The sequence below is a fragment of the Streptosporangiales bacterium genome, from assembly GCA_009379955.1.
Taxonomy (GTDB): domain Bacteria; phylum Actinomycetota; class Actinomycetes; order Streptosporangiales; family WHST01; genus WHST01.
The window spans coordinates 1-25529 of the sequence record WHST01000094.1 but is presented as its reverse complement, the minus strand read 5'-3'; the positions used below and the strand labels follow the sequence as shown (position 1 = coordinate 25529).

21 protein-coding genes, 1 tRNA gene and 2 riboswitches are annotated in these 25529 nt (G+C 71.0%); of the genes, 14 read left to right on the top strand and 8 right to left on the bottom strand.

Annotated features, from left to right (window positions below; all coding sequences use genetic code 11):
- Nucleotides 1-98 precede the first annotated feature (98 nt).
- The 5 genes from GEV10_23360 to GEV10_23340 form a co-directional block, all read right to left on the bottom strand.
- Nucleotides 99-2165, bottom strand: a complete 2067-nt coding sequence (locus GEV10_23360) for a ribonucleoside-diphosphate reductase subunit alpha (GenBank protein ID MQA81384.1) — start codon at nucleotides 2163-2165, stop codon at nucleotides 99-101.
- Nucleotides 2166-2306: 141 nt separating this feature from the next.
- Nucleotides 2307-2556: riboswitch (cobalamin riboswitch) on the bottom strand.
- A 136-nt stretch (nucleotides 2557-2692) separates the two neighbouring features.
- Nucleotides 2693-3310, bottom strand: a complete 618-nt coding sequence (locus GEV10_23355; GenBank protein ID MQA81383.1) for a superoxide dismutase — start codon at nucleotides 3308-3310, stop codon at nucleotides 2693-2695.
- A 78-nt stretch (nucleotides 3311-3388) separates the two neighbouring features.
- Nucleotides 3389-5674 (bottom strand): 5-methyltetrahydropteroyltriglutamate--homocysteine S-methyltransferase, encoded by a 2286-nt coding sequence (gene metE, locus GEV10_23350; protein ID MQA81382.1) that lies wholly within the window; start codon nucleotides 5672-5674, stop codon nucleotides 3389-3391.
- 217 nt (nucleotides 5675-5891) lie between these two features.
- Nucleotides 5892-6105, bottom strand: a riboswitch (cobalamin riboswitch).
- A gap of 347 nt (nucleotides 6106-6452) precedes the next feature.
- Nucleotides 6453-7070: a response regulator gene (locus GEV10_23345; GenBank protein ID MQA81381.1), complete on the bottom strand. Its 618-nt coding sequence runs from the start codon at nucleotides 7068-7070 to the stop codon at nucleotides 6453-6455.
- A 59-nt stretch (nucleotides 7071-7129) separates the two neighbouring features.
- Nucleotides 7130-8338 carry a histidine kinase gene (locus GEV10_23340; GenBank protein MQA81380.1) on the bottom strand — a complete coding sequence of 403 codons (1209 nt, stop codon included), beginning with the start codon at nucleotides 8336-8338 and terminating at the stop codon, nucleotides 7130-7132.
- A 159-nt stretch (nucleotides 8339-8497) separates the two neighbouring features.
- Between GEV10_23340 and GEV10_23335 the strand changes: the two genes are divergently transcribed.
- From GEV10_23335 to GEV10_23300, 8 genes are all read left to right on the top strand, one after another.
- Nucleotides 8498-9034, top strand: coding sequence for a PH domain-containing protein (locus GEV10_23335; GenBank protein ID MQA81379.1), 537 nt, complete (start codon nucleotides 8498-8500; stop codon nucleotides 9032-9034).
- Entirely contained in the window at nucleotides 9031-10656 is a 1626-nt protein-coding gene (locus GEV10_23330; protein ID MQA81378.1) for a PH domain-containing protein, read from the top strand. Before GEV10_23335 ends, GEV10_23330 begins: the two co-directional genes overlap by 4 nt.
- A gap of 211 nt (nucleotides 10657-10867) precedes the next feature.
- Nucleotides 10868-11896: a nucleoside hydrolase gene (locus GEV10_23325; GenBank protein MQA81377.1), complete on the top strand. Its 1029-nt coding sequence runs from the start codon at nucleotides 10868-10870 to the stop codon at nucleotides 11894-11896.
- A 10-nt stretch (nucleotides 11897-11906) separates the two neighbouring features.
- Entirely contained in the window at nucleotides 11907-12950 is a 1044-nt protein-coding gene (locus tag GEV10_23320) for a substrate-binding domain-containing protein (protein ID MQA81376.1), read from the top strand.
- Between the two features lie 4 nt (nucleotides 12951-12954).
- A complete protein-coding gene (gene rbsD, locus GEV10_23315; protein MQA81375.1) occupies nucleotides 12955-13344 on the top strand; it encodes a D-ribose pyranase in 390 nt (129 codons plus the stop codon).
- A gap of 49 nt (nucleotides 13345-13393) precedes the next feature.
- Nucleotides 13394-14350, top strand: coding sequence for a substrate-binding domain-containing protein (locus tag GEV10_23310; protein MQA81374.1), 957 nt, complete (start codon nucleotides 13394-13396; stop codon nucleotides 14348-14350).
- A gap of 6 nt (nucleotides 14351-14356) precedes the next feature.
- Nucleotides 14357-15868, top strand: a complete 1512-nt coding sequence (locus tag GEV10_23305; protein MQA81373.1) for an ATP-binding cassette domain-containing protein — start codon at nucleotides 14357-14359, stop codon at nucleotides 15866-15868.
- Nucleotides 15869-15926: 58 nt separating this feature from the next.
- Nucleotides 15927-16886, top strand: a complete 960-nt coding sequence (locus GEV10_23300) for an ABC transporter permease (protein MQA81372.1) — start codon at nucleotides 15927-15929, stop codon at nucleotides 16884-16886.
- A 31-nt stretch (nucleotides 16887-16917) separates the two neighbouring features.
- Here GEV10_23300 and GEV10_23295 read toward each other — a convergent pair whose 3' ends face one another.
- A complete protein-coding gene (locus tag GEV10_23295) occupies nucleotides 16918-17805 on the bottom strand; it encodes an NAD-binding protein (GenBank protein MQA81371.1) in 888 nt (295 codons plus the stop codon).
- Nucleotides 17806-18071: 266 nt separating this feature from the next.
- Between GEV10_23295 and GEV10_23290 the strand changes: the two genes are divergently transcribed.
- The 5 genes from GEV10_23290 to GEV10_23270 all read left to right on the top strand — a co-directional run bounded on the left by GEV10_23290 (nucleotide 18072) and on the right by GEV10_23270 (nucleotide 22766).
- A complete protein-coding gene (locus tag GEV10_23290; GenBank protein MQA81370.1) occupies nucleotides 18072-19376 on the top strand; it encodes an MFS transporter in 1305 nt (434 codons plus the stop codon).
- Entirely contained in the window at nucleotides 19373-20155 is a 783-nt protein-coding gene (locus GEV10_23285; protein ID MQA81369.1) for an MBL fold metallo-hydrolase, read from the top strand. Before GEV10_23290 ends, GEV10_23285 begins: the two co-directional genes overlap by 4 nt.
- A gap of 35 nt (nucleotides 20156-20190) precedes the next feature.
- Entirely contained in the window at nucleotides 20191-20592 is a 402-nt protein-coding gene (locus GEV10_23280; GenBank protein MQA81368.1) for a cupin domain-containing protein, read from the top strand.
- The gene (locus tag GEV10_23275) at nucleotides 20589-21818 is read left to right on the top strand and encodes an alpha/beta fold hydrolase (GenBank protein ID MQA81367.1); all 1230 of its coding nucleotides are present in this window, start codon (nucleotides 20589-20591) and stop codon (nucleotides 21816-21818) included. Before GEV10_23280 ends, GEV10_23275 begins: the two co-directional genes overlap by 4 nt.
- A 204-nt stretch (nucleotides 21819-22022) precedes the next feature.
- A complete protein-coding gene (locus GEV10_23270) occupies nucleotides 22023-22766 on the top strand; it encodes a GntR family transcriptional regulator (protein MQA81366.1) in 744 nt (247 codons plus the stop codon).
- A 114-nt stretch (nucleotides 22767-22880) separates the two neighbouring features.
- Here GEV10_23270 and GEV10_23265 read toward each other — a convergent pair whose 3' ends face one another.
- Nucleotides 22881-24494, bottom strand: a complete 1614-nt coding sequence (locus GEV10_23265; GenBank protein MQA81365.1) for an amidohydrolase family protein — start codon at nucleotides 24492-24494, stop codon at nucleotides 22881-22883.
- 82 nt (nucleotides 24495-24576) lie between these two features.
- Between GEV10_23265 and GEV10_23260 the strand changes: the two genes are divergently transcribed.
- Complete coding sequence (locus tag GEV10_23260; GenBank protein ID MQA81364.1) at nucleotides 24577-25146, top strand: hypothetical protein; 570 nt, start codon at nucleotides 24577-24579, stop codon at nucleotides 25144-25146.
- Nucleotides 25147-25153: 7 nt separating this feature from the next.
- Here GEV10_23260 and GEV10_23255 read toward each other — a convergent pair.
- Nucleotides 25154-25228, bottom strand: a tRNA-Leu gene (locus GEV10_23255).
- Between the last annotated feature and the right edge of the window lie 301 nt (nucleotides 25229-25529).

Sequence of the window (25529 nt, the reverse complement as noted above, 5' to 3'; positions counted from 1 at the left end):
CACAACGTCGGCTGATCGTTTACAGTTCTGAACACGATGGCCTCGATCCCTTCTAGCCCAAGGGTTCGAGGCCATCCTCTCCACCACCAGCCACCACATCATCGACCGCCACGCTGCGACTTTTTCAGGTCGAAGTAGCTAACAGCCTCCATGCTCTCGTCGGCCAGCTCGACCGCGCGCTCGGAGGCGTACGGCGCGCGCAGGGCGAACAGCGCATCCTGGAAGCCCATCACGCCGAGGCCGACCGGACGGTGCCGCATGTTCGACCGGCGCGCCTCGGGGATCGTGTACATGTTGACGTCGATGACGTTGTCGAGCATGCGCACGGCGGTCGTCACCGTCCGCTCCAGGCGCCCGAGGTCGACGCCGTCGGCGGTCACGTGCCGCGCGAGGTTGACCGAGCCGAGGTTGCACACGGCGGTCTCGTCGGTGGTGGTGTTCAGCGTGATCTCGGTGCACAGATTCGACGAGTGCACGACGCCGGAGTGCTGCTGCGGCGAGCGCAGGTTGCACGCGTCCTTGAACGTGATCCACGGGTGCCCGGTCTCGAACAGCATGGTGAGCATGCGCCGCCACAGGTCGACCGCGCGCAGCTGCCGGAACACGCGGATCTCCCCGCGCTCGGCCGCGGCCTCGTAGCCCTCGTAGAGCTCGGCGAACTCCGCGCCGTACGCGTCGTGCAGTCCCGGCACCTCGTCGGGCGAGAACAGCGTCCACGTCTCGTCGGCCTCGACGCGGCGCAGGAACAGGTCGGGCACCCAGTTGGCGGTGTTCATGTCGTGGGTGCGGCGCCGCTCGTCACCGGTGTTCTTACGCAGGTCGAGGAACTCCTCGACGTCGATGTGCCACGTCTCCAGGTAGGCGCAGACCGCACCCTTGCGCTTGCCGCCCTGGTTGACGGCCACCGCGGTGTCGTTGGCGATCTTCAGGAACGGCACGACGCCCGACGACAGCCCGTTGGTGCCCTTGATGTGCGCGCCGATGCCGCGCACGGGGGTCCAGTCGTTGCCGAGGCCGCCGGAGAACTTCGCCAGCAGGGCGTTGTTCCTGATGCCGGAGAAGATGCCGTCGAGGTCGTCGTCGACGGTCGTGAGGAAGCACGACGACAGCTGCGGCCTGGTGGTGCCGGCGTTGAACAGCGTCGGGGTCGAGCACATGAAGTCGAACGACGACAGCAGCTCGTAGAACTCGATCGCGCGCGCCTCGCGGTCGTCCTCGTCGACGGCGAGACCCATCGCCACGCGGAGGAAGAACGCCTGCGGCAGCTCGTACCTCGTGCCGTCGTCGTGCAGGAAGTACCTGTCGTAGAGGGTCTGCATGCCGAGGTACGTGAACGCCTGGTCGCGCTCGGGCAGCAGCGCGGCGCCGAGCCGGTCGAGGTCGAACGTCGCGAGGCGCTCGTCGAGCATGCCGAGCTCGATGCCGCGCCTGACGTACGCCGCGAAGTATCCGGAGTACCACTCGGCCATCTGCCCCTGGCTGGCGACGGTGGGCTCGCCGTTCAGGTAGGTCAACGCCTCGCCGCGGAGCTTGTCGAGCAGCAGCCGCGAGGTGACGTAGGTGTAGTCGGGCTCGGTCTCGACGAACGTGCGCGCCGACATGACCAGCGCGAGCGCCAGCTCGTCGGCGGTCATGCCGTCGTACGCGGCGCGCAGCGTCTCGTCGAGCACGACCCGCGGGTCGACGTCGGCGAGGCCGGCGCACGCCTCGGCCACGACGAGCTCCAGGCGCGCGGTGTCGAGCGGCGCGGTCGTGCCATCGGCGAGGCGGACGTGGACACCGGCCCGACCGGTGGGGGCGCCGGTCGCACTCTCGGCGCGCCGGCGCGTGTGCTCCTCACGGTAGAGGACGTACGCCCGGGCGACCTGGTGGTGCTCGCCGCGCATCAGCGCGAGCTCGACCTGGTCCTGGATGTCCTCGACGTGCACGCTGCTCATCAGCGCGGCACGCCTGGCCAGCACGTCGCACACCTGGCCGGTGAGCCGGTCGACGAGGGAGCGCACGCGCTGGGAAGCGCCGGCGTCCGCGCCCTCGGTGGCGATGAACGCCTTGCCGATGGCGACGGCGATCTTGCTCTCGTCGAACGGCACGCCGCTGCCGTCGCGACGGATGACGACGATCGGGGACGCACCGGTCAGTGCCCCCGCTTCAAGGGTCTCGGTCATGTCTCTCCTCACGAGCTGGACGGGTCGAGGGTCCAGAGCGCGCAGGAGGGCACGACCGACGCGCACGGAGGCATGCCGTGCCGCGCCAGAACGTCCGCAGGACCCACCCACGAGGTCTGGACAAACGCGCGCGCCCGTCTCGCGAGCGCGCGCACCGATGGCAGGTCTTCGGACTCACGGGCACCCGGCTCACACCGGTCCTACTGGCCGTCGCTTCCCAGGCGCGTGAGCGCCCAGTGCTCGACCCTCTCGCAGCCAGGGGCGCGGACTGCGAGATGGTGACGGCGGTCGTTCCCGATCACCGCTGCGGGGCAGTCCCGGACTCTCACCGGGTTCCCTCTTGCCTCCGCCGGACCGGCTGTCCAGCGGAACCATCAGCAGGAGAAACGCTACATCTGGGGGACGACAATCACCGGCAACCCAAGATGATGGGCGTGTCGGTCACGGCGAGGAGTGTCGAGGCAGCATGAAGGGCACCGCACTGCCGCCGCAGCGACAACACGGTGCCCTTCAGTCGGGCCTGCTCGTTAGATGAGGCCCTGCGTCTTCGTCTTGGCGTCGGTGAAGCGGCGGGCCACGTCGGCCCAGTTCGCGACGTTCCACCAGGCCTTGACGTAGTCGGGCTTCACGTTCTTGTACTGCAGGTAGAACGCGTGCTCCCACATGTCGAGCATGAGCAGCGGGACGGTGCCGACGGCGAGGTTGCCCTGGTGGTCGTAGAGCTGCTCGATCACCAGCCGCTGGCCCACCGACTCCCAGGCGAGGATCGACCAGCCGGAGCCCTGGATGCCGAGCGCCGCCTGGGTGAAGTGCGCCTGGAAGCCGTCGAACGACCCGAAGAACTCGTCGATCGCGGCCGCCAGCTCGCCGTCCGGCTTGTCGCCGCCGTCCGGTGACATGTTCGGCCAGAAGACCGTGTGGTTGACGTGGCCGGCCAGGTTGAACGCGAGGTTCTTCTGCAGCAGGTTGACCGACTGCAGCTTCTCCGTCGCGCGTGCCTCTTCCATCTGCTCCAACGCGGTGTTGGCGCCGGCCACGTATGTCTGGTGGTGCTTGTCATGGTGCAGCTCCATGATCTGCCCCGAGATGTGGGGCTCCAGCGCACCGTAGTCATACGGGAGATCCGGCAGCGAGTACTGAGCCATGCTGACTCCACTCTCCTTCTCAAGAACCTTTGGGGTCGAGGCAACCGCTACCCAACCTACCGCGCGCCTACCCTTCGACTACCCCAGCTCCGATCGCAGCCGGCGTGTGGCATCGACCACGTTGGTCAGGGCGGCCTCCACCTGCGGATACGTCCTGGTCTTGAGCCCGCAGTCGGGGTTGACCCACAGCCGCTCGGACGGCACGGCCCCGACCGCGGCGCGCAGCCAGCTCACCACCTCGTCGGAGTCCGGGATCCGCGGCGAGTGGATGTCGTAGACGCCGGGTCCGATGCCACGGACGAAGCCCGAGTCGGCGACCGTACGGAGGAGGCCGGGGCCCGACCGCGCCGCCTCGATGCTCGTCACGTCCGCATCGAGCGCGTCGATCGACGCGAAGACCTCCTCGAACTCCGAGTAGCACAGGTGCGTGTGCACCTGGGTGGCGTCGGCCGCGCCGGAGGTCGCCAGCCGGAACGCCCCGACGGCCCACTCCAGGTAGTCGTCCTGCCGGTCGGCCCGCAGCGGCAGCAGCTCGCGCAGCGCCGGCTCGTCGACCTGGACGATCTTCGCGCCAGCCGCCTCGAGGTCGACGACCTCGTCGCGGATCGCGAGCGCGACCTGGCGGGCGGTGTCGGCGAGCGGCTGGTCGTCGCGGACGAACGACCACGCAAGGATCGTCACCGGCCCGGTCAGCATGCCCTTGACCGGACGCGACGTGAGCGCCTGCGCGTACTCCCACCACTCCACCGTCATCGGTCGTGGCCGGGACACGTCGCCGACGAGGATCGGCGGGCGCACGCAGCGTGACCCGTACGACTGCACCCAGCCGGCCGTCGACGTCACGAAGCCGTCGAGCTGCTCGGCGAAGTACTGGACCATGTCGTTGCGCTCGGGCTCACCGTGGACGACGACGTCGACGCCGATCCGCTCCTGCAGCTCGACGACGCGTTCGATCTCGGCACGCATGCGCGTGGTGTAACCGGCCTCGTCGAGGCGTCCCGCACGGTGGTCGGCGCGCGCTGTGCGCACCTCGTCGGTCTGCGGGAACGACCCGATCGTGGTGACCGGCAACGGCGGCAGGTCGAGCTGCTCATGCTGGGCCTTGGCCCGCACCTCGTAAGCCGGCCGCTCGGCGTCCCCGGGCGCGACCGCCGCCGCACGCCTGCGCACGGCGGCGTCGTGCAGCCCGGGCACGGTCGTCCGGTCCCGGTGGGAGGCGGAGGCGGCCAGCTCGCCGGCGACGGCGTCGCGGCCGTCGTCGAGTGCCCGCTGCAGGGTCACCACCTCGCCGACCTTCTGCTCGGCGAACGCGAGCAGGGCACGGACCAGGGGGTCAAGGGACGTCTCGGCCTCGACGTCGTACGGCACGTGTTGCAGCGAGCACGACGTGCTCACCGACACCGCGGCCGCGTGTTGGCGCAGCCTGCCCAGCGCGTCGAGCGCGGCGGGCAGGTCGGTGCGCCAGACGTTGCGGCCGTCGACCATGCCGGCGACGACCGTCTTGGACCGCAGGCCGGACGGCAGCTCACCCGCCTCGGGCTCCGCACCCGCCACCAGGTCGAGGCCGACGGCCTCGACCGGCGATGCCGCCAGGACCGGCAGCGCGGGACCGATGTCGCCGAAGTACGACGCCACGAACAGGCAGGGTCGCGACGCGGCCGCGCCCAGCCGTTCGTACGCACGGGCGAGCGCGGCAAGCTCCGCATCGTCCCTGTCGGCGACGAACGCCGGCTCGTCGAGCTGCACCCACGGCACGCGTTCGGCACGCAGCGTCGCGAGCAGCTCCTCGTACACCGCGAGCAGGTCGTCGAGACGGTCGAGTGGCGAGAACCCTGCGGGCGCGCCGGGAGCGGCCTTGGCGAGCAGCAGGAAGCTGACCGGCCCCAGCAGCACAGGACGCGTCTCCACGCCGAGGTCGAGCGCCTCGCGGTACTCGTCGAGCGGCTTCGTTCCGGCGAGCCGGAACATCGTGTCCGGCCCGATCTCGGGCACCAGGTAGTGGTAGTTGGTGTCGAACCACTTCGTCATCTCCAGCGGCGCGACCCCCTCGTCGCCGCGCGCCATCGCGAAGTACGTCCGCAGGTCGCCGTCGGGGCCGGCACCGAGCGCGCGATAACGGTCGGGCACGGCGTCGACGAGCACGGCGGTGTCGAGCACCTGGTCGTAGTACGAGAACGTGTTGCCAGGCACCGAGCCGAGCCCGAGCTCGGCCAACCGTCGCCAGGTGTCGGCGCGCAGCCCACGCGCGGTCTCCTCCAGGTAGGCCCGGTCGGAACGGCCTGCCCAGTACGCCTCCTGTGCGCGCTTGAGCTCTCGGCGCGGACCGATCCGCGGGTAGCCGAGGACTGTCGCGCCGAGCGGCACCTGCGGACGGGGCAGGCCGGCGGCGTTGTCGGGGGTCGTGCGATCGGTGGGATCGATGGTCACGGGCTCTCTCCTCGCGAGCTCGACAATGAGGGTCACGGAGCCACGCGAGGAAACAGCGAACGGGTGCCGTCACGGCACCACTGACGTCCGCCGGCCCACCCACGAGGCCCCGGGCAGCGCACGCCACCTGCCGAAGGCCGCCGGAGGCGGCCAACACAGCGTGCGCGCCGGCGGCAGGTCTTCGGACTCACGGGCTCCGGCCTGGCGGCCGACCTACTGGCCGTCGCTTCCCAGACGCCCGGATGGCGCCCAGTGCGTATGACGGCGGTCGTTCCCGTTCACCGCTGCGGGGCAGTCCCGGATTCGCACCGGGTTCCCTCTTGCCTCCACCAGACGCCTCCGGTGGAACCACCAGCAACTCATGACCCTACCGTGATCTACGGGCCCATGCGCACGCACGGCTCGTACGGCCGAGACGTCCCAGCGTGACCGATCTACAGGTGTTGATGCTGGTAGTGCCGCCATGTGGTCGGGACATCACCCTTCGTCCGACCGGGGGTCACAGCTCGCTGACCATGCGCCAGTATGCGCATCAGGCATCCGCACTGGTCGTATCAGCGACCGGCAGCGGGTTCCCCCCAAAACGGTGGGGCCGGCGTTGTGACGCCCCGATACCAGCGCCGGTCCCGCCCACCAACCCCTCCCTGGGCCGCGCGAAGTCGTTCAGCCGAGCATCAGTGCGATCGGCATGCCCGCTCCGAAGCACCGATTCACGTCAACGGGTGACGAGGCCGGCGTCGTAGGCGAGGAGGCCTGCCTGGGTGCGGTTGGCGCACTCCAGCTTGACGAGCATCCGGGAGACGTAGCTCTTCACCGTGGCCTCGGAGAGGTAGAGACGTTCGGCGATCCGGGCGTTGGACAGGCCCTCGCCGAGGCAGGCGAGCACCTCGGTCTCGCGGTCGGTGAGCTGGCCCACCAGCGCGACCGCGCGGTCGCGTCCCGCCTGCTCGTCGGACGACGCGGCGACCAGCCGCCGGGCGGCCTCGGGCGACAGGACGGTGTGCCCGTCGGCGGCGACGCGGACGAGGCCGATGAGGTCCTCGGGAGGCGTCGACTTGACCAGGAACCCGGCGGCGCCGGCACGCAACGCGCGGACGACGTACTGGTCGGCGTCGAAGGTCGTGAGCGCGACGACCGCCGGCGGGTCGGTGAGCCTGCCGATCCGTTCGATCGCGGTGAGGCCGTCGACACCCGGCATGCGCAGGTCCATCAGCACGACGTCGGGCCGGTGCCGCACGACCGCCTCGACGCCGGCCGCACCGTCGTGTGCCTGGTCCACGACCTCGATGTCCTCGGCCGACCCGAGGATCACCTTCAGGTGCGCGCACACCATGGGCTCGTCGTCGACGACGATCACCCGGATCGGGGTCTCCCGGCTCCGCACGGCCACGGTCACCCCTCCCGCGTCGGGACGTACGCCGACAGTATCGCATCGACGGTGAAGCCGCCGTCGGTCTCCGGATGCGCGTCGATGGTGCCGCCCACCAGCTCGACGCGCTGCCGGAGACCGAGCAGGCCGGTGCCCGACCCGCTCGCCACGAGCTCCGCATCGGGCTCGTCGGTGGGCGCCGAGTTGCGCACGGACAGGCGCACCCGGTCGCCTCCGTACCGCAGGTGGACGTGGGCATCGGCTCCCGTCGCGTGCTTGCGGACGTTGGTCAGCGCCTCGCGGACGATGCGGTACGCGGTGCGCGCGACGACCGGGGAGACGCGGGCGGCGTTGCCCTCCTCGACGAGGTCGACGGGCACGCCGACGGACTCGGACTCCTCGACGAGTCCCGACAGGTCGAGCATCGTGCCGTTCCGCTCGTCCTGCTCGTGCTCGTCACCGCCGGGATCGGTGCGCAGTACGCCGAGCAGGTCGCGCAGCTCGTCGAGCGCCTGGCAGCCGGCCGCACGCAGCTCCTCCGCCGCCGCCTTCGTCGCCTCGTCGCGCGCCGTCACGCCGAGAGCACCGGCCTGCAGCACCATCAGGCTGACCCGGTGACTGACGACGTCGTGCATCTCCGACGCCAGCCGGGCACGCTCCTCCGCACGTGCGGTCTCGGCACGCAGGTGCTGTTCGCGCTCCGCCCGCTCGGCACGGTCGCGCAGGGCCTGCTCCAGTCTCCTGCGCACCCCGAGGTACAGACCGAGCAGCGCGGGGACCGCGGTCAGCAACACCACCCCCGAGATGGCGTTGACGACCGGGTCCCACGGCCGTCCCCCGACCACCAGCGCCGCGACCACGAGCACCCACGACACCGGACGGTGCGGCGCGTACGCCGCCACGGTGTACGCCGCCACGGCGGTCGCGAGCGGGAGCCAGGGGTTGATCTCGTCGTACACCGGCAGCACCGCGCCAGGCACCAGGTAGTTGAGCGCCAGCATCACGACGGAGACGGCGGTCATCAGCGCCATCAGCGCGATCGGCCACCGGCGCCTGACCAGCAGGAGCAGGATGAGGGCGACGTCCACGAACCTGTCGAGCACGCCCTGGGCGTCGTCAGGGACGTCGCCGGACGCGATGAAGAGCACGCTCAGGACCAGGAGGACGGCAACCGGCAGGATGTCGAGGACGAGCTCGCGCTTCGTCCGCCACAGTGCCGGCCGTGTCCGCAGGTCTCGCGACGGCGTGACACGCCCCTCCAGGTTCTCCACGAGCGTCAAGCTACTCGGCGTGAGGCCCAGGCAGAACGTCCGTCCGACGTGCCCGGAGTCGACGAAAGTTGTCGATCGACCGGCCCCGCGCACCGTTCGGACGGCGACTCGCTACCTTGCATGCTCGCCAGCAGGACCGATGCGGGGTGGAATGAACGCGTGAACACCACAACCGTCCGTCTCCGCCCGCCGCGTCACCTCGTCGAACGCCGCGCAGTCCGGCTGTGGACCGCGCAGGCGCTCGCGCTCGTCGTCCCGCCGGCACTCGTCCTCGGCGTGCTGACGGCACTTCTCGCCCCGGCCAGGCTCTGGCTGGGTGTCGGCCTGCTCGTCGTGCTGCTGTTCGGCCTCCCCTACATCTTCGTGATGCCCCACTGGCGCTTCCGCGTCCACCGGTGGGAGGCGACGGACGACGCGGTCTACACAGCCTCCGGCTGGCTCTTCCAGGAGTGGCGGGTGGCTCCGATGTCGCGGATCCAGACCGTCGACTCCGTCCGGGGACCCCTGCAGCGCCTGTTCCGGCTCGCCAGCGTCACCGTCACGACCGCGTCCGCGGCCGGGGCACTGAAGATCGAGGGTCTCGACCAGGGTGTGGCGAAGGACCTCGTCGAGCGACTGACCGAGGTCACCCAGGCGACGCCGGGCGACGCGACATGAGCAGCACCACCCATGACGTCGTCGAGGCTGAGCGGGAGTGGCACCGGCTCGACCCGCGGATGCTCGCCCTCAACATCAGCGTGCTCGCCGCGCCGCTCGCAGGTTTCGGCGTCACCGCGATCGTGACCGGCGGGAACGTCCCGCCCGGTGTGTTCTTCTCGCTGCTCTCGGTCGGCGCCATCTTCGTCGTGATGATGGGCGTGGGGCTGATGCGGTACGCGACGACGCGGTACCGGATCGGCGAGGAGCGCGTCGAGCTCCATGCGGGGCTCGTCTTCCACCGGCGGTTGTCCATCCCGCGCGACCGGATCCGCAGCGTCGACCTCACCGCGAACCCGCTGCACCGCATCTTCGGCCTGTCCGTGGTCAAGGTCGGCACCGGCCAGAACACGACGTCCGCCGACAGGAGCGGTGAGCTCTCCCTCGACGCCGTCAGGCGCGAGCGCGCGGAGGAGCTGCGCCTGGAGCTGCTGCGGCGCTCCCCCGTCGCCGCCACGCCGGTCTCCGGTGACACCGCTGACGACGAGCCTGCCGCGCGCACGACCTCGCCCACCGAGGCGCCGGCCGCCGCAACCGGCGCCACGGCGGCCGAGACGACCATCGCCACGATGAACTGGGCGTGGATCAGGTACGCGCCGCTGACCGGCTGGACTCTCGTCGTCGCGGCCATCATCGTCGGCGGCGCCGGCCGGGTGCTCGACTGGACCGGCGTCGACCCGTACGAGAGCGGCCTGATCATGGCCGTCTTCACCTGGGTGCGCCAGTTCTCCCTCGTCGTGGTGATCCTGGTGGCCCTCGCCGCCGTCCTCGTCGTCGGCGTCATCGGTGCCACGCTCATCTTCATCGAGGGCTGGTGGGGCTTCCGCCTCGTCCGCGAGTCGGGCGGATCGTTCCGCGTGCGCCGCGGCCTGCTGACCACGCGGTCCTTGTCATTGGAGGAGCGCCGGCTACGCGGCGTCGAGCTGGTCGAGGGACTCGGCGTGCGCCTGGCGAAGGGTGCCACCACCAAGGCGATCGCGGCCGGCCTGGCGACGACGAGCAAGGACAAGAACAAGGAGAAGGACTTCCTGCTGCCGCCGGCGCCGCGCGAGGAGGCGTACCGCGTGTCGGCGGAGGTGCTCGCCGAGGAGACGACCCCGCTCGCCGTCACCGGCCTCGCCCGCCACCCGCGCGCTGCCCTGCGCCGGCGCCTGTTCCGCGCGATCGTGCCCGTCCTGCTGCTCGCCGCCGTCCTGGCGGTCGTCCGCTCCGCGGTGAGCTGGATGGGGTGGCTGCCGTCCTGGGTGCCACCGGTCTCGCTCCTGCTGCTCCTCGCGACGATCCCGCTCGCCTTCGACGCCTACCGCAACCTCGGCCACACGCTGGCCGGGCGCTACCTCCTCGCCAGGCATGGGACCGTCGCCCGCCACACGGTCGCGCTGCGCCGTACCGGCATCATCGGCTGGACGGTCAGCAGGACCTTCTTCCAGCGCCGTTCGGGCCTGGCGACCATCGCCGCGACGACCGGCGCCGGCAGCGGCGCGTACCGGGTCTACGACGTCGACGAGAGCACCGGCCTCACCTTCGCCGAGCAGGCGGTCCCCGACCTCCTGACCCCCTTCCTGGAACGCGACGGCGGGTGACGCCGCCCCCCACCCCCCACGTGGACGCTTCGCGTTGGCCATAGCCAGCACGAAGCGCCCACGTGGGAGAGGGGTGGGCCGGAGTGCTACCTTCCGCGGTCCTCGTTGCGGTCCGTAGGTGCCAGCCGAGATGGTTGCGCCGGCTCTCTCGGCCGCGCCATAATCGGCGATCAACACGAGTTGTCAACTCGTGTTGAGAGGAGCCTCCGCCATGCGCCTTCGCCGTCTCCTGTCCCTCACCGTCGCCGCCGGCGCGGCGGCCGCGCTCGCGCTCGTCTCGCCCGTGGTCACCGCGGCGGGAGCCGAGTCGGGGGCGGCGGGCGAGCCGCGGCCGAAGCCGGCGCGGCTCATCATCGACACCGACATCTTCTCCGACGTCGACGACGCCGGGGCGCTGGCCGTGGCCCACGCCCTCGCCGACGCGGGACAGGTGAAGCTGCTCGCGGTCATGGTCGACACGCCGAGCCGTTGGGGGGCACCCGCGGTCGACGCGGTCAACACGTACTACGGTCGGGGAGACATCCCGGTCGGCACGTTGAAGCCGGTCGACAACAGCACATTCGAGAAGGACTACGCCCAGGTACTCGCGAAGCGATTCCCCAACTCGCTTCGGGACGGCGCCCGCGCCCCTGATGCCGTCCGGCTGTACCGGCAGGTCCTCGCCCGGCAGCCCGACCACAGCGTGACCATCGCCTCGGTCGGGTTCCTCACCAACCTGGCCGGCCTCCTGGACAGCGGGCCGGACAGGTACAGCCGGCTGTCCGGCAAGGCCCTCGTCGCGGAGAAGGTCAAGGAGCTCGTCGTCATGGGCGGCACGTTCCCCGAAGGCCGGGAGTGGAACTTCTTCAACGACGTCGCGGCGACCAAGAAGGTCGTCGACGAGTGGCCGACGGAGCAGGTGTACTCGGGCTTCGAGGTCGGCGTGAGCATCATGACCGGCGCGCGGCTCGACCAGGTCTCGCGGAAGAACCCGGTGCGCCGCGGGTACGAGATCTACGTCGGCCCCGGCAACGACAGGGAGAGCTGGGACCTCACCGCCGTCTACTACGCCATCCGCGGGGGCGACGAGCTGTTCACGGAGTCGACGGAGCCGGGATCGGTCGCGGTGCACGCCGACGGCTCCAACGCCTGGGTGCCCGAGCCCGACCGCGATCAGCGTTACCTGACGAAGGTCGCCCCGGACGAGACCATCGCCCGCGTGCTCGAAGACCTTATGCTGCGTCCACCTGCCCGCCGCTGATCGGAGGACAATGGTCACCCGCCGCGACGTCGCCCGCCTCGCCGGCACGTCCGAGGCCGTCGTGAGCTACGTGCTCAACGACGGGCCGCGCGGTGTCGCGCCGGCGACGAAGGAGCGCGTGCTCGCGGCGGTCGCCGAGCTCGGCTACCGGCCCAACGCCGTCGCCAGGTCACTGCGCATGCAGCGCACAATGACGTTCGGCCTCGTCGTGCCCGACAACTCCAACCCGTTCTTCGCCGAGCTCGCCCGCAGCATCGAGGAGGTCGGCTTCGAGTACGGCTACACCATGCTGCTCGGCAACGCGACGGACGACGAGGAGCGCGAGGCGGCCTACGTCCGCACGTTGCTCGACCGCCAGGTCGACGGGCTCATGCTCGCGCCGTCGCACGGCGCCAGCACGTGGACGGCCGAGCTCTCCGAGGCGACGGTGCCGCGGCTCGTGCTCGACCGGGAGCTGCCGATCCCCAACGCCGCGCACGTGCTCGTCGACAACGCCGCGGGCGGTTACGCGGCCACCCGGCACCTCGTCGAGCACGGCCGCCGGCGCATCGGCTGCCTCGCCGGCATCGCCGGCGCGCACCCCACCGTCGACCGCGTGGCCGGGTGGCAGCGCGCCCTGCGCGAGGCCGACATCGATCCCGCGGCGATGCCCCTCATGCACACGCCGTTCGGTCGCGAGCACGGCTACCAGGGCGGCCGCAAGCTCCTCGCCGGCAGTGACTCGCTCGACGCGCTGTTCATCGCCAGCGACGAGCAGGCGATCGGGCTCTTGCGGGCAGCCGCCGAGCTCGGGGTGAAGGTACCCGACGACGTGGCGATCTGCTCGTTCGACGGCATCGGGGCGAGCGCGTACACCGTGCCCTCCCTCACGACCGTACGGCAGCCGCTCGAGGAGATCGGCCGCTACGCGGTCGAGTGGCTCGTCGCACAGGTCGCCGACCGCGACCGGCCGCCGAGCCGCGTCGTGCTCGACACGACACTCGTCCTCCGCGGCTCCTGCGGGTGCCCGGAGCCCACGGGTGACGACAGCTCCTCCACCGACGGGACGTGGTGACCCGGTGCGCCGTGCAGGACTCTGGCACCCGCGTCTCGTCGAGGTGCTCACCGCGACCGGCCACGGCGACCTCGTCGTCGTCGCCGACGCCGGGCTGCCCGTCCCCCGCGGCGTCGAGGCGATCGACCTGCTCTGGCGTCCGGACGAACCCGCGTTCCTGCCCGTCCTCCGCGCGGTGCTCGACGAGTGCGTCGTCGAGCACGCCACGCTCGCGACGGAGCTGACCGACACCACCGCCCGCGAGGGCCTGACGTCCGCGCTCGGCGACATCCCCGTGAGCCACGTCTCCCACGACGAGCTCAAGGCGCTGTCGGCGCACGCGCGTGTCGTCGTCCGCACCGGCTCCATCACTCCGTTCACCAACGCCGTCCTGCGTTGCGGAGTGCCGTTCTGACCTACCGACCCACCCCGTCGCCGACGAAGATCCCCGGAAGGAGCACCAGGTGAAAGGCAGAGTCGCAGTCACCGCGCTCGCCCTCGTCACCGCGCTGTCGCTGACGGCGTGCGGCCAGGAGGAGCAGCCGAAGGAGCCGCCCAAGGCCGAGGGCAAGCCCACGGTCTGCCTGGTGATGAAGTCCCTGGCGAACGAGTTCTTCCAGGACATGCAGAAGGGCGCCGAGGCCCACGTCAAGAAGCGCGGCGACGTCGAGCTCGACGTGAGCGGCATCCAGAACGAGACCGACGTCGACGGCCAGGTCGCGCTGATCGACAAGTGCATCACCCGGCAGGTGCAGGCGATCGTGCTGGCACCCGCCGACTCCAAGGCGCTCGTGCAGTCGGTCGCCAAGGCGTCGAAGGCCGGCATCAAGGTCGTCAACATCGACGTGCAGCTCGACCCGAAGGCGTTGGAGCAGGCCGGCGTCAAGGACGTCCCGTACGTCGGTCCCGACAACCGGCTCGGCGCGAAGCAGTCGGGCCTGGAGCTGGCCAAGGCGGTCGGCGAGGGCGGCAAGGTCGTGCTCCTCACCGGCAACCCGGGTGCCGACAACGCCAAGCAGCGCGAGCTCGGCTTCAAGGACGCGGTCAAGGAAGGCAAGCTCGAGCTCGTCTCGACCAAGACCGCGCACTGGGAGACCGACGAGGCCAACGCCATCTTCGGCAACATGCTCACCGCCGACCGCGACATCAAGGGCGTCATGGCGTCCAACGACTCCATGGCACTCGGCGCACTGAAGGTGATCGAGGAGCGCAAGCCGTCGATCAAGGTCGCGTCGTTCGACAACATCCCCGCGATCAGGTCCTACGTGAAGAAGGGCACGGTCGTCGCCACACTCGACCAGTTCGGCGCCGCCCAGGCGTCGTACGGCATCGACTACGCGATGAAGATGCTCGACGGCGAGTCGGTCTCCGGGTGGCAGAAGACGAAGATCGAGCTCGTCACCAAGTCCAACGTCGGCTAGGCGACAGTGACCGCGGAGCCACTCCTCTCCGTCTCCGGTCTCACCAAGCGCTACCCCGGGGTCACGGCGCTCGACGCCGTCGACCTCGAGGTACGCGCCGGTGAGGTGCACGCGCTGGTCGGCGAGAACGGCGCGGGCAAGTCGACGCTCGCACGCTGTCTCGCGGGCGTCGACCAACCGGACGGCGGGACGATGACGTTCGCCGGTAGGCCGCACGCGCCGGCCGGCACCGCCGACGCGCTGCGCGCGGGCATCCAGGTGGTGTACCAGGAGCTCGCGCTGCTGCCGTACCTCTCGGTCGCGGAGAATCTCTTCCTCCAACGGCTGCCGAGGAAGGCGGGCATCGTCGACCGCAGGCAGCTCGACCAGCGCTCCCGCGAGCTGTTGCGGCGCGTGGGTCTCGACGTCTCACCGCGCACGAAGGTCGAGCATCTCGGCATCGCGCAGATGCAGCTCGTCGAGATCGCGAAGGCACTCTCGACCGGCTGCAAGCTGCTGGTGATGGACGAGCCGACCGCGACGCTGACCCCGCGCGAGACGTCGACGCTGTTCGACATCCTGCGCCAGCTGACGGCCGAGGGGGTCGCGGTCGTCTACGTCTCGCACCACCTCGAGGAGATCTTCGAGGTCTGCCACCGGGTCACGGTGCTGCGCAACGGCAGGCACGTCAGCACCCAGGAACTGGACGGGCTCACGTCGGCCGACCTCGTCCGGCAGATGGTCGGACGAGACCTCGCCCACGAGTACCCGCCGGTCGGGGAGCGCGCCGTCGGCGAGGAGCTGCTCCGGGTCACCGACCTCAGGGTGACGGCGTCCACGCCTCCCGTCTCGTTCGCCGTGCACGCCGGCGAGGTCGTCGGCGTCGCCGGGCTCGTCGGCTCGGGCCGCACCGAGGTGATGCGCGCGGTGTTCGGCGCCGACAAGCCGGCGTCCGGCGTGATCGCGGTACGCGGGCGCCCGGTACACATGACCCACCCGCGCGTGGCCGTACGCCGCGGCATCAGCTTCCTCACCGAGGACCGCAAGAGCCAGGGCCTCGTCCTCGACATGCCGATCGCGGCGAACATCAGCCTCGCCAGCATGCGCAAGATCAGCAGCGGCGGCCTGCTGCGACGCGGCGCGGAGGCGCAGACTGCGAAGCAGCTGTTCGACCGGCTGCGGATCAAGGCGAGCGGCGTACGGCAGCACGTGCGCGCCCTGTCCGGCGGCAACCAGCAGAAGGTCGTCCTCGGCCGGTGGCTGGCCGCCGACACCGACCTGCTGATCGTCGACGAGCCGACGCGCGGCATCGACGTCGGCGCCAGGTACGAGATCCACCAGCTGCTCCTCGACCTGGCCGACGCCGGCAAGGGGGTGCTCGTCGTGTCGTCCGACCTGCCCGAGCTGCTCGGCATCTGCGACCGGCTGCTCGTGTTCTCCCGCGGCCGCATCGCCGGCGAGGTGCCACGGTCCGAGTTCGACGGCGAACGCGTCCTCAACCTGGCGTACTCCGAGTACCTCAAGGAGTCCGCCGTATGAAGGGGAATCCCAGGTGAGTCCGACGACGACCCCGCGTTCCAGCGTCGCCACCAACCGGGTGGTCAGCCAGGTGCTCGGCGAGGCCGGCATCGGCGTCGCCCTCATCGTGCTGACGTTGTTCTTCCTGCTGTTCGCCGAGCACTTCGGCACGACGCAGAACCTCCGCGACATCATGACCCAGATCACGCTCAACACGATCCTGGCCGTGGGTATGACGTTCGTGATCCTCGTCGGCGGGATCGACCTCTCGGTCGGCTCGGTCATCGCGCTGTGCGCCGTCGTCTCCGGCACGGTCATCACGTCCGGCCTGCCGCCCGGTGCGGCCGTCGTGCTCGGAGTGGTGCTGAGCCTGGTGATCGGCGGCATCGTCGGCTTCGTCAACGGCTTCGTCACCGAGTTCTGGAAGGTGCCGTCGTTCATCATCACGCTCGGCATGTTGTACGTCGCTCGCGGAGCCGCACAGGAGTTCACCGACGGCCAGACCATCTACGACCTGCCGCCGGGTCTCACCAGGTTCGGCATCACCACGTTCGCCGGCCTGCCCGCCGTGTTCGTCGTCGCGCTGCTGCTCGTGGTCATCGCGTGGTTCGTGCTGTCCCGCACCGTCTTCGGTCGCATGGTCTACGCCATCGGCAACAACGAGGAGGCCGTGCGGCTGTCCGGCCACCGCACCAGCGTCGTGAAGGTCGTGTGCTTCGTGATCGGCGGCGCATCCGTCGGCATCGCCGCGATCATCTACCAGGCGCGCCTCGGCGTCGCCAGCCCGATCCTCGGCAACGGCTACGAGCTCAACGCGATCGCGGCCGTCGTCATCGGCGGCGCGAGCCTCACCGGTGGCCGGGGTTCAGTCGTCGGCACGCTGCTCGGTGCGTGCCTGCTCGGCGTGCTCACCAACGGCCTGCTGCTGATGGGCGTCTCCGACTTCCAGCGCACGATGATCACCGGCGGCGTCATCATCCTCGCCGTCGTGCTCGACGCGTACCGCCGCAACCTCTCCGTCCGCCTCTCCGCCACGTAGTCCGCCCCTCCCCCTGGGGTCCCCAGCGGCGTCACGTCGCCCGCACGCCCGCCCAGCGTTCCAGGTGGGTGATCAGGGTGGTGAAGTCCTCGTCGGCGCCGCCGTTGACGAGCGCGTAGGTCCAGAGCTGGCGCACCGACTCAGCGACCCACATCGGCAGCCGTTGCTGAGCCGCCTGCTCGGACAGCAGCTGGAGGTCCTTGAGCATCAGGCCGGTGGTGAAGCCGTAGTCGAACGTGCGGGGCAGGATCGCGCGCGGGAACTTGTCGCGGGTCGCGGTGTTCATCCCGCTGCCGGAGTTGAAGACGTCGATCATCACCTCGGCGTCGAGGCCCGCCTGCAGCCCGAAGACGACCGCCTCCGCCGTCGCGGCCATCGCGGTCGCCGAGAGGTAGTTGTTCGCGAGCTTCATCGACTGCCCCATGCCAGGCTCGGTGCCCACGTGGAAGACGTTGCCGAGCACGTCGAGGACCGGCTGCAGCGACTCGAACACCGGTCGCTCCGCGGCCACCATCACCGCGAGCGTTCCCGCCCACGCGCCGTGCACGCCGCCGCTCACCGGGGAGTCGACCGTGACGACGTCGCGGGTGGTGAGCTCGGCGGCGACCGCGCGGACGGTCTCGGCGCCGGTCGTCGAGAGGTCGACCCAGGTGCCGAGCCCGCCGCCAGACGTCAGCCCCGCCTCACCAAGCACCACGTCACGGACCACCGCGGGTGTGGGCAGGCTGGTCAGCACGACCTCGGTGCGGTCCGCGACGGCGGCAGCGGACTCGACCACGACGGCGCCGGCGGACTCGACCCGGGCCCTGGCGTCGGCGCTGACGTCCGTGGCCACCAGCTCGTAGCCGGCCTCGATCAACCGGTGCACCATGGGCTGCCCCATGTTCCCTAACCCGACGAACCCCAACGTTGGCCCCATGCGCGCTCCTCGCCTCGTCGTCGTGGCGCTCCGGGCGGCGTACGCGATTTGCCGATCTGTACGGCCATACGCATCCGTGCCATGCCTCCGTTGCCCGGGGCACTGTTGACACATCGGTGACCTGAGTATAACGATGACTCGGATTTGGCCGTATAAATCACCGGGCGTCTCACCGGCCGCATACGCGATCCCTGCACGCTCGGCTGACGTGCCACGAGGAGACGACGATGTCCCCCACCGCCCCCACACCGGAGATCACACCCACTGTGCGCCGCAAGGTGGCGTTCGCCACCGGCACCGGCAACTTCATGGAGTGGTTCGACTTCGCCGCCTACGGCTTCGTCGCCACCAGCATCGGCAGGGTCTTCTTCCCGTCAGGGAGCCCGACCAGCTCGCTGCTGTCGTCGCTGGCCGTGTTCGGTGTGGCCTTCTTCTTCCGGCCGCTCGGTGGGTTCCTGCTCGGTTCCGTCGGTGACCGGTTGGGCCGGCGACCGGCGCTCGCCCTGTCCATCATCTTGATGGGAGTGGCCACGACGCTCGTCGCCGCACTTCCCGGCTACGCGACCATCGGCGTCGCCGCGCCGATCCTGCTCGTCGTCCTGCGCTGCCTGCAGGGCATCTCGGCGGGTGGCGAGTGGACCGGGTCGTCGGCGTTCCTCGTCGAACAGGCTCCCGCGCACCGGCGTGGACTGTTCGCGAGCGTCATCTCCCTGACCGCGGCGCTCGGCGCGCTCGGCGGTGGCGTCGTCGGCCTCGTCCTGAGCCTCTCGATGAGCAGCGCGGCGCTCGACTCCTGGGGTTGGCGGATACCGTTCCTGCTCGCGGCGCCGTTCACCGTCGTCGGCCTCTACCTGCGGCTCAGGCTGGACGAGACGCCGGTCTTCCGCCAGTTGCAACGGGAGCAGAAGGTCACCAAGGCGCCGCTGCGCAGGGCCGGCAGGCGCAACCTCAGGCAGATCGGCCTGGTGCTCGCGGCCGCGAGCGTGATGGGTCTCGGCTACTACTACCTGGTCACCGTCGCCGTGAACCACCTGTCGGAGACCGCCGGCTTCCCCCGGACGACGGCACTCCTGCTCGCCGCCACCGGCCTGGCGATCTACGCGCTGCTGTGTCCGTGCGTCGGCTGGCTCTCCGACCGGTTCGGCCGGCGCCCCCTCATGCTCGCGGGATGCGCCGGCATGGTGCTGCTCGCCGTGCCCGCGTTCGCGCTCATGGGCCGGCAGGCCATCGGGCTCGCGCTCCTCGGCCTGGTCCTGCTCGGCCTGTCCGAGGCCTGCGTCAACGTGATGACCGTGGTCACGCTCGTCGAGCTGTTCCCCGCGGCGACGCGGGTCAGCGGCAGCGCCGTCGGCTATAACCTCGGCCTCGCGCTCGTCGCCGGGCCGGGACCGTTCATCGCGGCCGCGCTCGTCGCGGCGACCGGCCTCAGCATCTCGCCGTCCTTCTACCTCTGCGGCGTCGCGCTCGTCGCCGGCATCGTCCTGTTCGCGTTCCTCCCCGAGACCCGGCACACCACCCTCACCGCGACCGAGCCACTGCCCACCGCACGACCGGAGCCGACGACGACATGAGCACGTACGAGGTCACCGCCGTCAGGTACGGCACGCTGGAGACGACCAAGGCCGAGACGTACTACCGCTACCACGCGTACGGCGAGCCCGACGAGCCGCTCGCGATGGACTACTACTTCTGGGTCGTCAGGCACGGCGACGACGTCACCCTCGTCGACACCGGCTTCGACGCCGCGGCGGGCACCCGTCGCGGACGCACGTCGCTCTGCACGCCGCGCGAGGCACTCGCCGACCTCGGTCTCGCGCCGGACGACGTCGGCCGGGTGGTCATCACGCACCTGCACTACGACCACGTGGGCAACCTGTCGACGTTCCCCGACGCCGAGATCCTGCTGTCCGGCCGCGAGCTCGACTTCTGGACCGGGCCGTGGGCGCGGCGCCTCCAGTTCGCGCAGGTCGTCGAGGACGCCGAGATCGCGCATGTCGAGTCCGCGCGGCGCGAGGGCCGGGTGACCCTACTGGCCGACGACCACGAGATCGCGCCCGGCCTGCGCGCCACCTGGGTGGGCGGGCACACCCCGGGGCAGGTGGTCGTCTCCGTCGCGACGGAGGGGCGCGAGGTGATCCTGGCGTCGGACGCCGTCCACCTCTACGAGGAGATCGAGCGCGACCGGCCGTTCGCGATCCTCGCCGACCTGCCCGGCATGTACCAGGCGTACCAGGTCCTACGTGACCGCACCGGTCCCGGTCAGGTGCTCGTGGCCGGGCACGATCCCGAGGTCATGCAACGGTTCTCCCGCGTCGACGGTCTCGACGACGTCGCCGTGCGGATCAGCTAGTCGGCACTGACGTCTACGGCGAGGAGTATCGATCGATGAAGATCCACCACGGCCGGCTGCCCGGAGCGGCGTCGGAGAGCCGCACCGAGACGTTCACCGGCACCGTCTGGGCAGACCCGGTCCTCGCGGAGAGCCCCGGCCTCACGGCCAACACGGTGTGCTTCACGCCGGGCGCGCGGACGTACTGGCACAGTCACGGCGAGGGTCAGATCCTCGTGGTGACGCACGGCCGCGGCTTCGTGCAGAACCGCGACGGCGACGGGTCGGTGGTCGGTCCAGGCGATATCGTCTACGCCCCCGCGGGCGAGGAGCACTGGCACGGCGCGCTCGGCGACAGCCTGCTCGTCCACCTCGCGATCTCGCTCGGCCCTGCCCGCTGGCTGTCCGAGGTCGAGGAGGACCTGTACCAGCGCGTCGTCGCCGCCGCCGGCTCGTGATGGTCGACGAGGCGACGCGGCGGCGGGTCGCGGACGACCCGGTGCTGCGCGCACTGCCCCGGATGGCCGCGTGCGCGTTCGTCCTGCGGCTCGGCGGCGAGGCGGTGCTCGTGTCGACGGGCGACGGCGTGACCGTCAGGTCAGGCGTCGACATCAACGACCGGTGGGACTTCGAGCTCGCGCTGACCGGCGACGCCTGGGACAGGTACCGGATGCCCGTGCCGCCGCCCGGGTACAACACCGCGCAGGCACTCGTCGCGCACCTCGGCGCCGACATCGTCGGCGGCGACCGGCTGGGCTGGGCGCAGCACGCGCCGGTGGTCGATCGGGTGCTGCAGGTGCTCGCCGGCAAGGACGACCTCCCGGCACCGAGCGGCGCGCGACTGCCCGAGCAGAGCCGCATCACCGGCCGCTACGTCCCCGTCTCGATCGGCGGCGTCACGTACCGCGTGTACTACGAGACCGCGGGCGCCGGCATCCCGCTGCTCTGCCTGCACACCGCGGGCTCGGACAGCCGCCAGTACCACCACCTGATGGAGGACGCCGACCTCACCGACGGCTTCGCGGTGTACGCGTTCGACCTGCCCTGGCACGGCCGCACGAACCCGCCACCGGACTGGCGCAGCCGCACGTACCGGCTCGAGATCGGGTGGTACGCCGATGCGGTGCTCGCCTTCGCCGCGGCGCTCGGGCTGAGCGCCCCGGCCCTGCTCGGCTGCTCGATGGGCGGCTCGCTCGGCCTGTACCTCGCCAGCAGGCACGGCGACGCGTTCCGTGCGGTCGTGTCGCTCGAGGGCGGCTTCGGCAACCCGGCCAGGCGGGTCGACTGGACGCGGCACATGAGCGTCGACCACAGCCTGTTCCTGTCCACCTGGGTCGCAGGCCTGATGTCGCCGACGAGCCCGCGACACCTGCAGGACCAGGTGCTGTGGGAGTACGGGCAGTCCGGCGCGGGCGTCTACAACGGCGACACCGCGTTCGTCGCCGACCTCCCCGACGTCGCGGCCACCCTCGGGCCGGCGACGTGCCCGCTGTACGTCTTCTGCGGCGAGTACGACTACTCGTCCACGCCGGAGATGAGCCGCACCGCGGCGGAACGGCTCGGCGGTCGCTTCACGTTGCTCGAGGGGATGGGACACTTCCCGATGACCGAGGACCCCGAGCGGTTCCGCGCGTACCTCGCGCCCGTCCTGGACGAGATCAGGAGCGCGGACACCGGCGGCTAGGGCGCGTCTCCTTACGGCGTTCGGAGCGAGCGGCGTCCAGAATGGTCAGTGGCGGTGGCGGAGGACGAGCTCGTACTGGGCGTACTTGCGAGCTCCGACAACACCGCCAATGGCCGTCCTGGGCGTCGCGTAGCCCGGACAGTCGTAAGGAGACACGCCCTAGTATGGCCGTACATAGTGCCGTCGAAGGGGGACGACGTCGTGGTGACGACGCGGGTGCGGGAGAGCGCGTACGGCGCGCTGGCCCGGGAGCTGCGCACCGGCATCCTGCAGGGCAAGTACGCCGCGGGCGAGCGGCTGCCGACCGAGGCGGAGCTCACCCAGCGACGCAAGGTGAGCCGCCAGACCGTACGGCGCGCCTTCCACGACCTCGTGTCGGAGGGCATGGTCTACCGCGTCCCCGGCCGCGGCACGTTCGTCGCGTCGCGCGGCGACCGGTACCTCCGCCAGTTCGGCTCGATCGAGGACCTGATGGGCCTGTCGCTCGACACCGAGTTCGAGCTCGTCACCCCGCTGCAGCGCCGGGTCGACGTCGCGGCCGCGAGCCGGCTGCGTCTCGACGACGACCTGGTGATGACGCTGACGTTCCGCCGCCTGCACGAGGACGTCCCGTTCTGCCAGACCCAGGTGTTCCTGCCGCCGCACGTCGGCTCGCGGCTGGAGCCGGTGCCGGAGCTCACCATGCCGGGCTCCCGCTGCCGGGTCACCATCATCGGTCTGCTCGACTCGCGCCTCGACACCCCGATCGCCGAGGCGATGCAGAGCATCACCGCGGAGCCGGCGTCGACCACCGTCGCCCCGTGCATCGGCGTGCAGCCGGGCGATCCCGTCCTGCGCGTCGACCGGATCTACCACGACGCCACCGGCACACCCGTCGAGCTGGCCGTCAGCCACTTCTCGCCCGAGCACTACTCGTACCGGGTTCGCCTGCGCCGCAGCACCCGCTGACCCCCGCGCCTCGCGCGCGGCCTCCTGCCTGACACCCGTGAGGGGCACCCTCACCGTGCTATCACGCGGTGAGGGTGCCCCTCACGGGGTCGAGGCCGCGGGTACTGTCGCGCCTCAGCCGTGGATGCGGGTGCCGCGGAGCCAGGTGCCGCGGACCTCGATGTGGCGGAGCGCGAGGGGGTCGACGCCGAACGGGTCGGCGGCGAGCCACACCAGGTCGGCGGAGCGGCCGGGGGCGAGGGTGCCCCAGGTGTCCTCGGCGAACGCCTGCCGCGCGACGCCCGCGGTGTACGCGCGCATGGCGTCGTCGAGGGTGAGGCGTTCGTGCGGGGTCCAGCCGTCGGCCGGGTCGCCGTCGAAGGTGCGGCGGGTGGTCGCGATCTGCAGGCCGTCGAGGGGATGCAGCGAGCTGACCGGCCAGTCGCTGCCGAACGACACGGTCGCGCCGGAGCCGAGCAGGTGCGCCATCGGGTACTGCAGCGCCGTGCGCTCCGCGCCGAGGCGTGGCGCCGTCAGGGCGACCATCAGCGCGTCGAGCTGCGCCCACAACGGCTCGAAGTTGGCGATGACGCCGAGCGCGGCGAAGCGGGACAGATCGGCCGGGTCGACGAGCTGGGTGTGTGCGACGACCGGTCGCCGGTCCCACGACGGGTTGGCGCGCACCGCCGCCTCGATCGCGTCGAGCGCCGCCCGCACGCCCGCGTCGCCGATCGCGTGGATGTGCACCTGGAAGCCGTCGGCGTCGAACGCGGTCACGGCCTCGGCCAGCGCCGTGGTCGACCACACGGGCATGCCCAGCGAGCCGGGCGCGTCGTCGTAGGGCGCGAGCAGCGCGGCGGTGCCGCCCTCGATCACGCCGTCGGCGAAGAACTTGACGGTGGTGGCCGTGAGATGCGGGTGCCCCAGCCGTTCGACCTCGCGGCGGACGTCCGCGAACCCGGGCCGCTGGTCACGCCAGTGGTCGGGGTCGGCACGCTGGCCGAGGTTGAAGCGCAACGTCAGCAGGTCGGCGGCCGCGGCGTCGAGGTACGCGCGCGCCACGGTGTCGTCGACCCAGGCGTCCTGCACCCAGGTGACGCCCGACGCGGCGTAGAGCCGGGAGGCGTCGGCCAGCGCCCGCGCGTAGACGTCGGGGGTGACGTCCGGCGCCGCCTGCAGCACGAGGTCGCACGCGTGCCACTCACGCAGGGTGCCGAGCGGGGCGCCGTCGTCGCGGCGGACGATCGTGCCGAGCGGCGGATCGGGCGTCGTCGCGTCGATGCCGCCCCGGCGCAACGCCTCGGAGTTGCACCAGACCGTGTGGTAGTCGAAGGCCCGCAGCACGACGGGACGGTCGGCGACGGCCTCGTCGAGCCACCTGGCGTCGAACTCCCCCGCCGGCGCGAACGACGGGTCGTAGCTGCCGGCGACGATCCACGGGACGTCGGGGTGCTCCCGCGCCCACCGCCCCACCTCGGCGACGATCTCGGCGACGCTGCCCTGCTCCTTGATCCGCGGCCCGTGCTGCTCCAGGCCGCCGAACAGCGGGTGCGCGTGCCCGTCGCCGAACGACGGCATCACGAACCCACCCTCGAGGTCGACGACGCCGGCGGTGCCGTCCCGCAGGGCATCGGCCGCCGCGCCGAGCGCGACGATCCGGCCGTCCCTGACAGCGATCGCGGACGAGGTGGCGGACGGACCGGTGCCCGTCCAGACGGTGCCTCCGGCGAAGACGGTCGTGTCGCTGATGACGGGCTCCCTCGGTGCTCGCGACGGCCTCCGACGGAGGCTACCGGCCGCATTCCCGGTCCACTGTGGCACAGTGAACGCGATGACCGGTGACGATGTCGACGACGCGGTGACGGAGATGGTCCGTGTGCTCGGGCCGCACGTCACGGCGGACTGGACCGTCGGCGCCGGCACCCTGGACTGGAGCTGCTGGACGACGGCCGCGCACGTGGCCGACGACCTGCTGGCGTACGCCAGCCAGGTGGCAGGCGGTGCGACCACCGCGTACCTGCCGTTCGACCTCAACGTCCACGCGGACACCCCGCCTGCGGACGTCCTCCAGGTGGTCGCCGCGTGCGGGAGCCTGCTGAGCGGCGCGATCGCCGTGGCCGCACCGGACGCGAGGGCCTGGCACTTCGGGCCGTCCGACACCGGCGGCTTCGCGGCGATGGGTGTCGGCGAGACCCTCCTGCACACGTACGACATCGCGGCGGGCCTCGGCATCCCGTGGCGCCCGTCGGCGCGACTGTCCGCGGGGGTGTTGCGGCGGCTGGTCCCCGACGCCCCGCAGGGAGACCCCGTCGACGTGCTGCTGTGGCGTACCGGCCGGGCCGACCTCGACGGCCACCCACCACCGGGTCCCTGGGGCTGGCACGCGGCCGTCGGCAGCTGACCGGCGGTACCCCCGGTGGGACTCGAACCCACACCGTGGAGCCTTTTAAGGGCCCTGCCTCTGCCAGTTGGGCTACGGGGGTGCACCCACCAGGTTAGTGTCCGTCAGCCCCGGACACCGTGATTCGGGGGTTCCCACCGCCTGCAGCATGAGGGAAACACCGGCTCACGACGTGAACACCGAAACGACACACTTAACATGATCATTTGGAGAGCGCGGGGTCGTGCGGGAGCGTTCGCACCGCGCTAGATGAGTGATTCCTTGAAGGGCCTGGGCGCGTCGTGGCCGTGGATGTGGGGGAGGGTGTTCATGTTCGATGTGTGAGCAAAGATCTGAACACCCTCCTGACCGCACTGTACGTGTTGATCGACGATCACGTGGTT

Excerpts from the sequence above, each read along its gene's own strand:
- GEV10_23325 (MQA81377.1), top strand. The coding sequence starts at position 10,868 with ATGCGCCTTCGCCGTCTCCTGTCCCTCACCGTCGCCGCCGGCGCGGCG.
- GEV10_23280 (MQA81368.1), top strand. The coding sequence starts at position 20,191 with ATGAAGATCCACCACGGCCGGCTGCCCGGAGCGGCGTCGGAGAGCCGC.
- GEV10_23320 (MQA81376.1), top strand. The coding sequence starts at position 11,907 with ATGGTCACCCGCCGCGACGTCGCCCGCCTCGCCGGCACGTCCGAGGCC.
- GEV10_23295 (MQA81371.1), bottom strand. The coding sequence starts at position 17,805 with ATGGGGCCAACGTTGGGGTTCGTCGGGTTAGGGAACATGGGGCAGCCC.
- GEV10_23360 (MQA81384.1), bottom strand. The coding sequence starts at position 2,165 with ATGACCGAGACCCTTGAAGCGGGGGCACTGACCGGTGCGTCCCCGATC.
- GEV10_23260 (MQA81364.1), top strand. The coding sequence starts at position 24,577 with ATGACCGGTGACGATGTCGACGACGCGGTGACGGAGATGGTCCGTGTG.
- GEV10_23345 (MQA81381.1), bottom strand. The coding sequence starts at position 7,070 with ATGGTGTGCGCGCACCTGAAGGTGATCCTCGGGTCGGCCGAGGACATC.
- GEV10_23335 (MQA81379.1), top strand. The coding sequence starts at position 8,498 with ATGCTCGCCAGCAGGACCGATGCGGGGTGGAATGAACGCGTGAACACC.
- GEV10_23285 (MQA81369.1), top strand. The coding sequence starts at position 19,373 with ATGAGCACGTACGAGGTCACCGCCGTCAGGTACGGCACGCTGGAGACG.
- GEV10_23330 (MQA81378.1), top strand. The coding sequence starts at position 9,031 with ATGAGCAGCACCACCCATGACGTCGTCGAGGCTGAGCGGGAGTGGCAC.
- GEV10_23355 (MQA81383.1), bottom strand. The coding sequence starts at position 3,310 with ATGGCTCAGTACTCGCTGCCGGATCTCCCGTATGACTACGGTGCGCTG.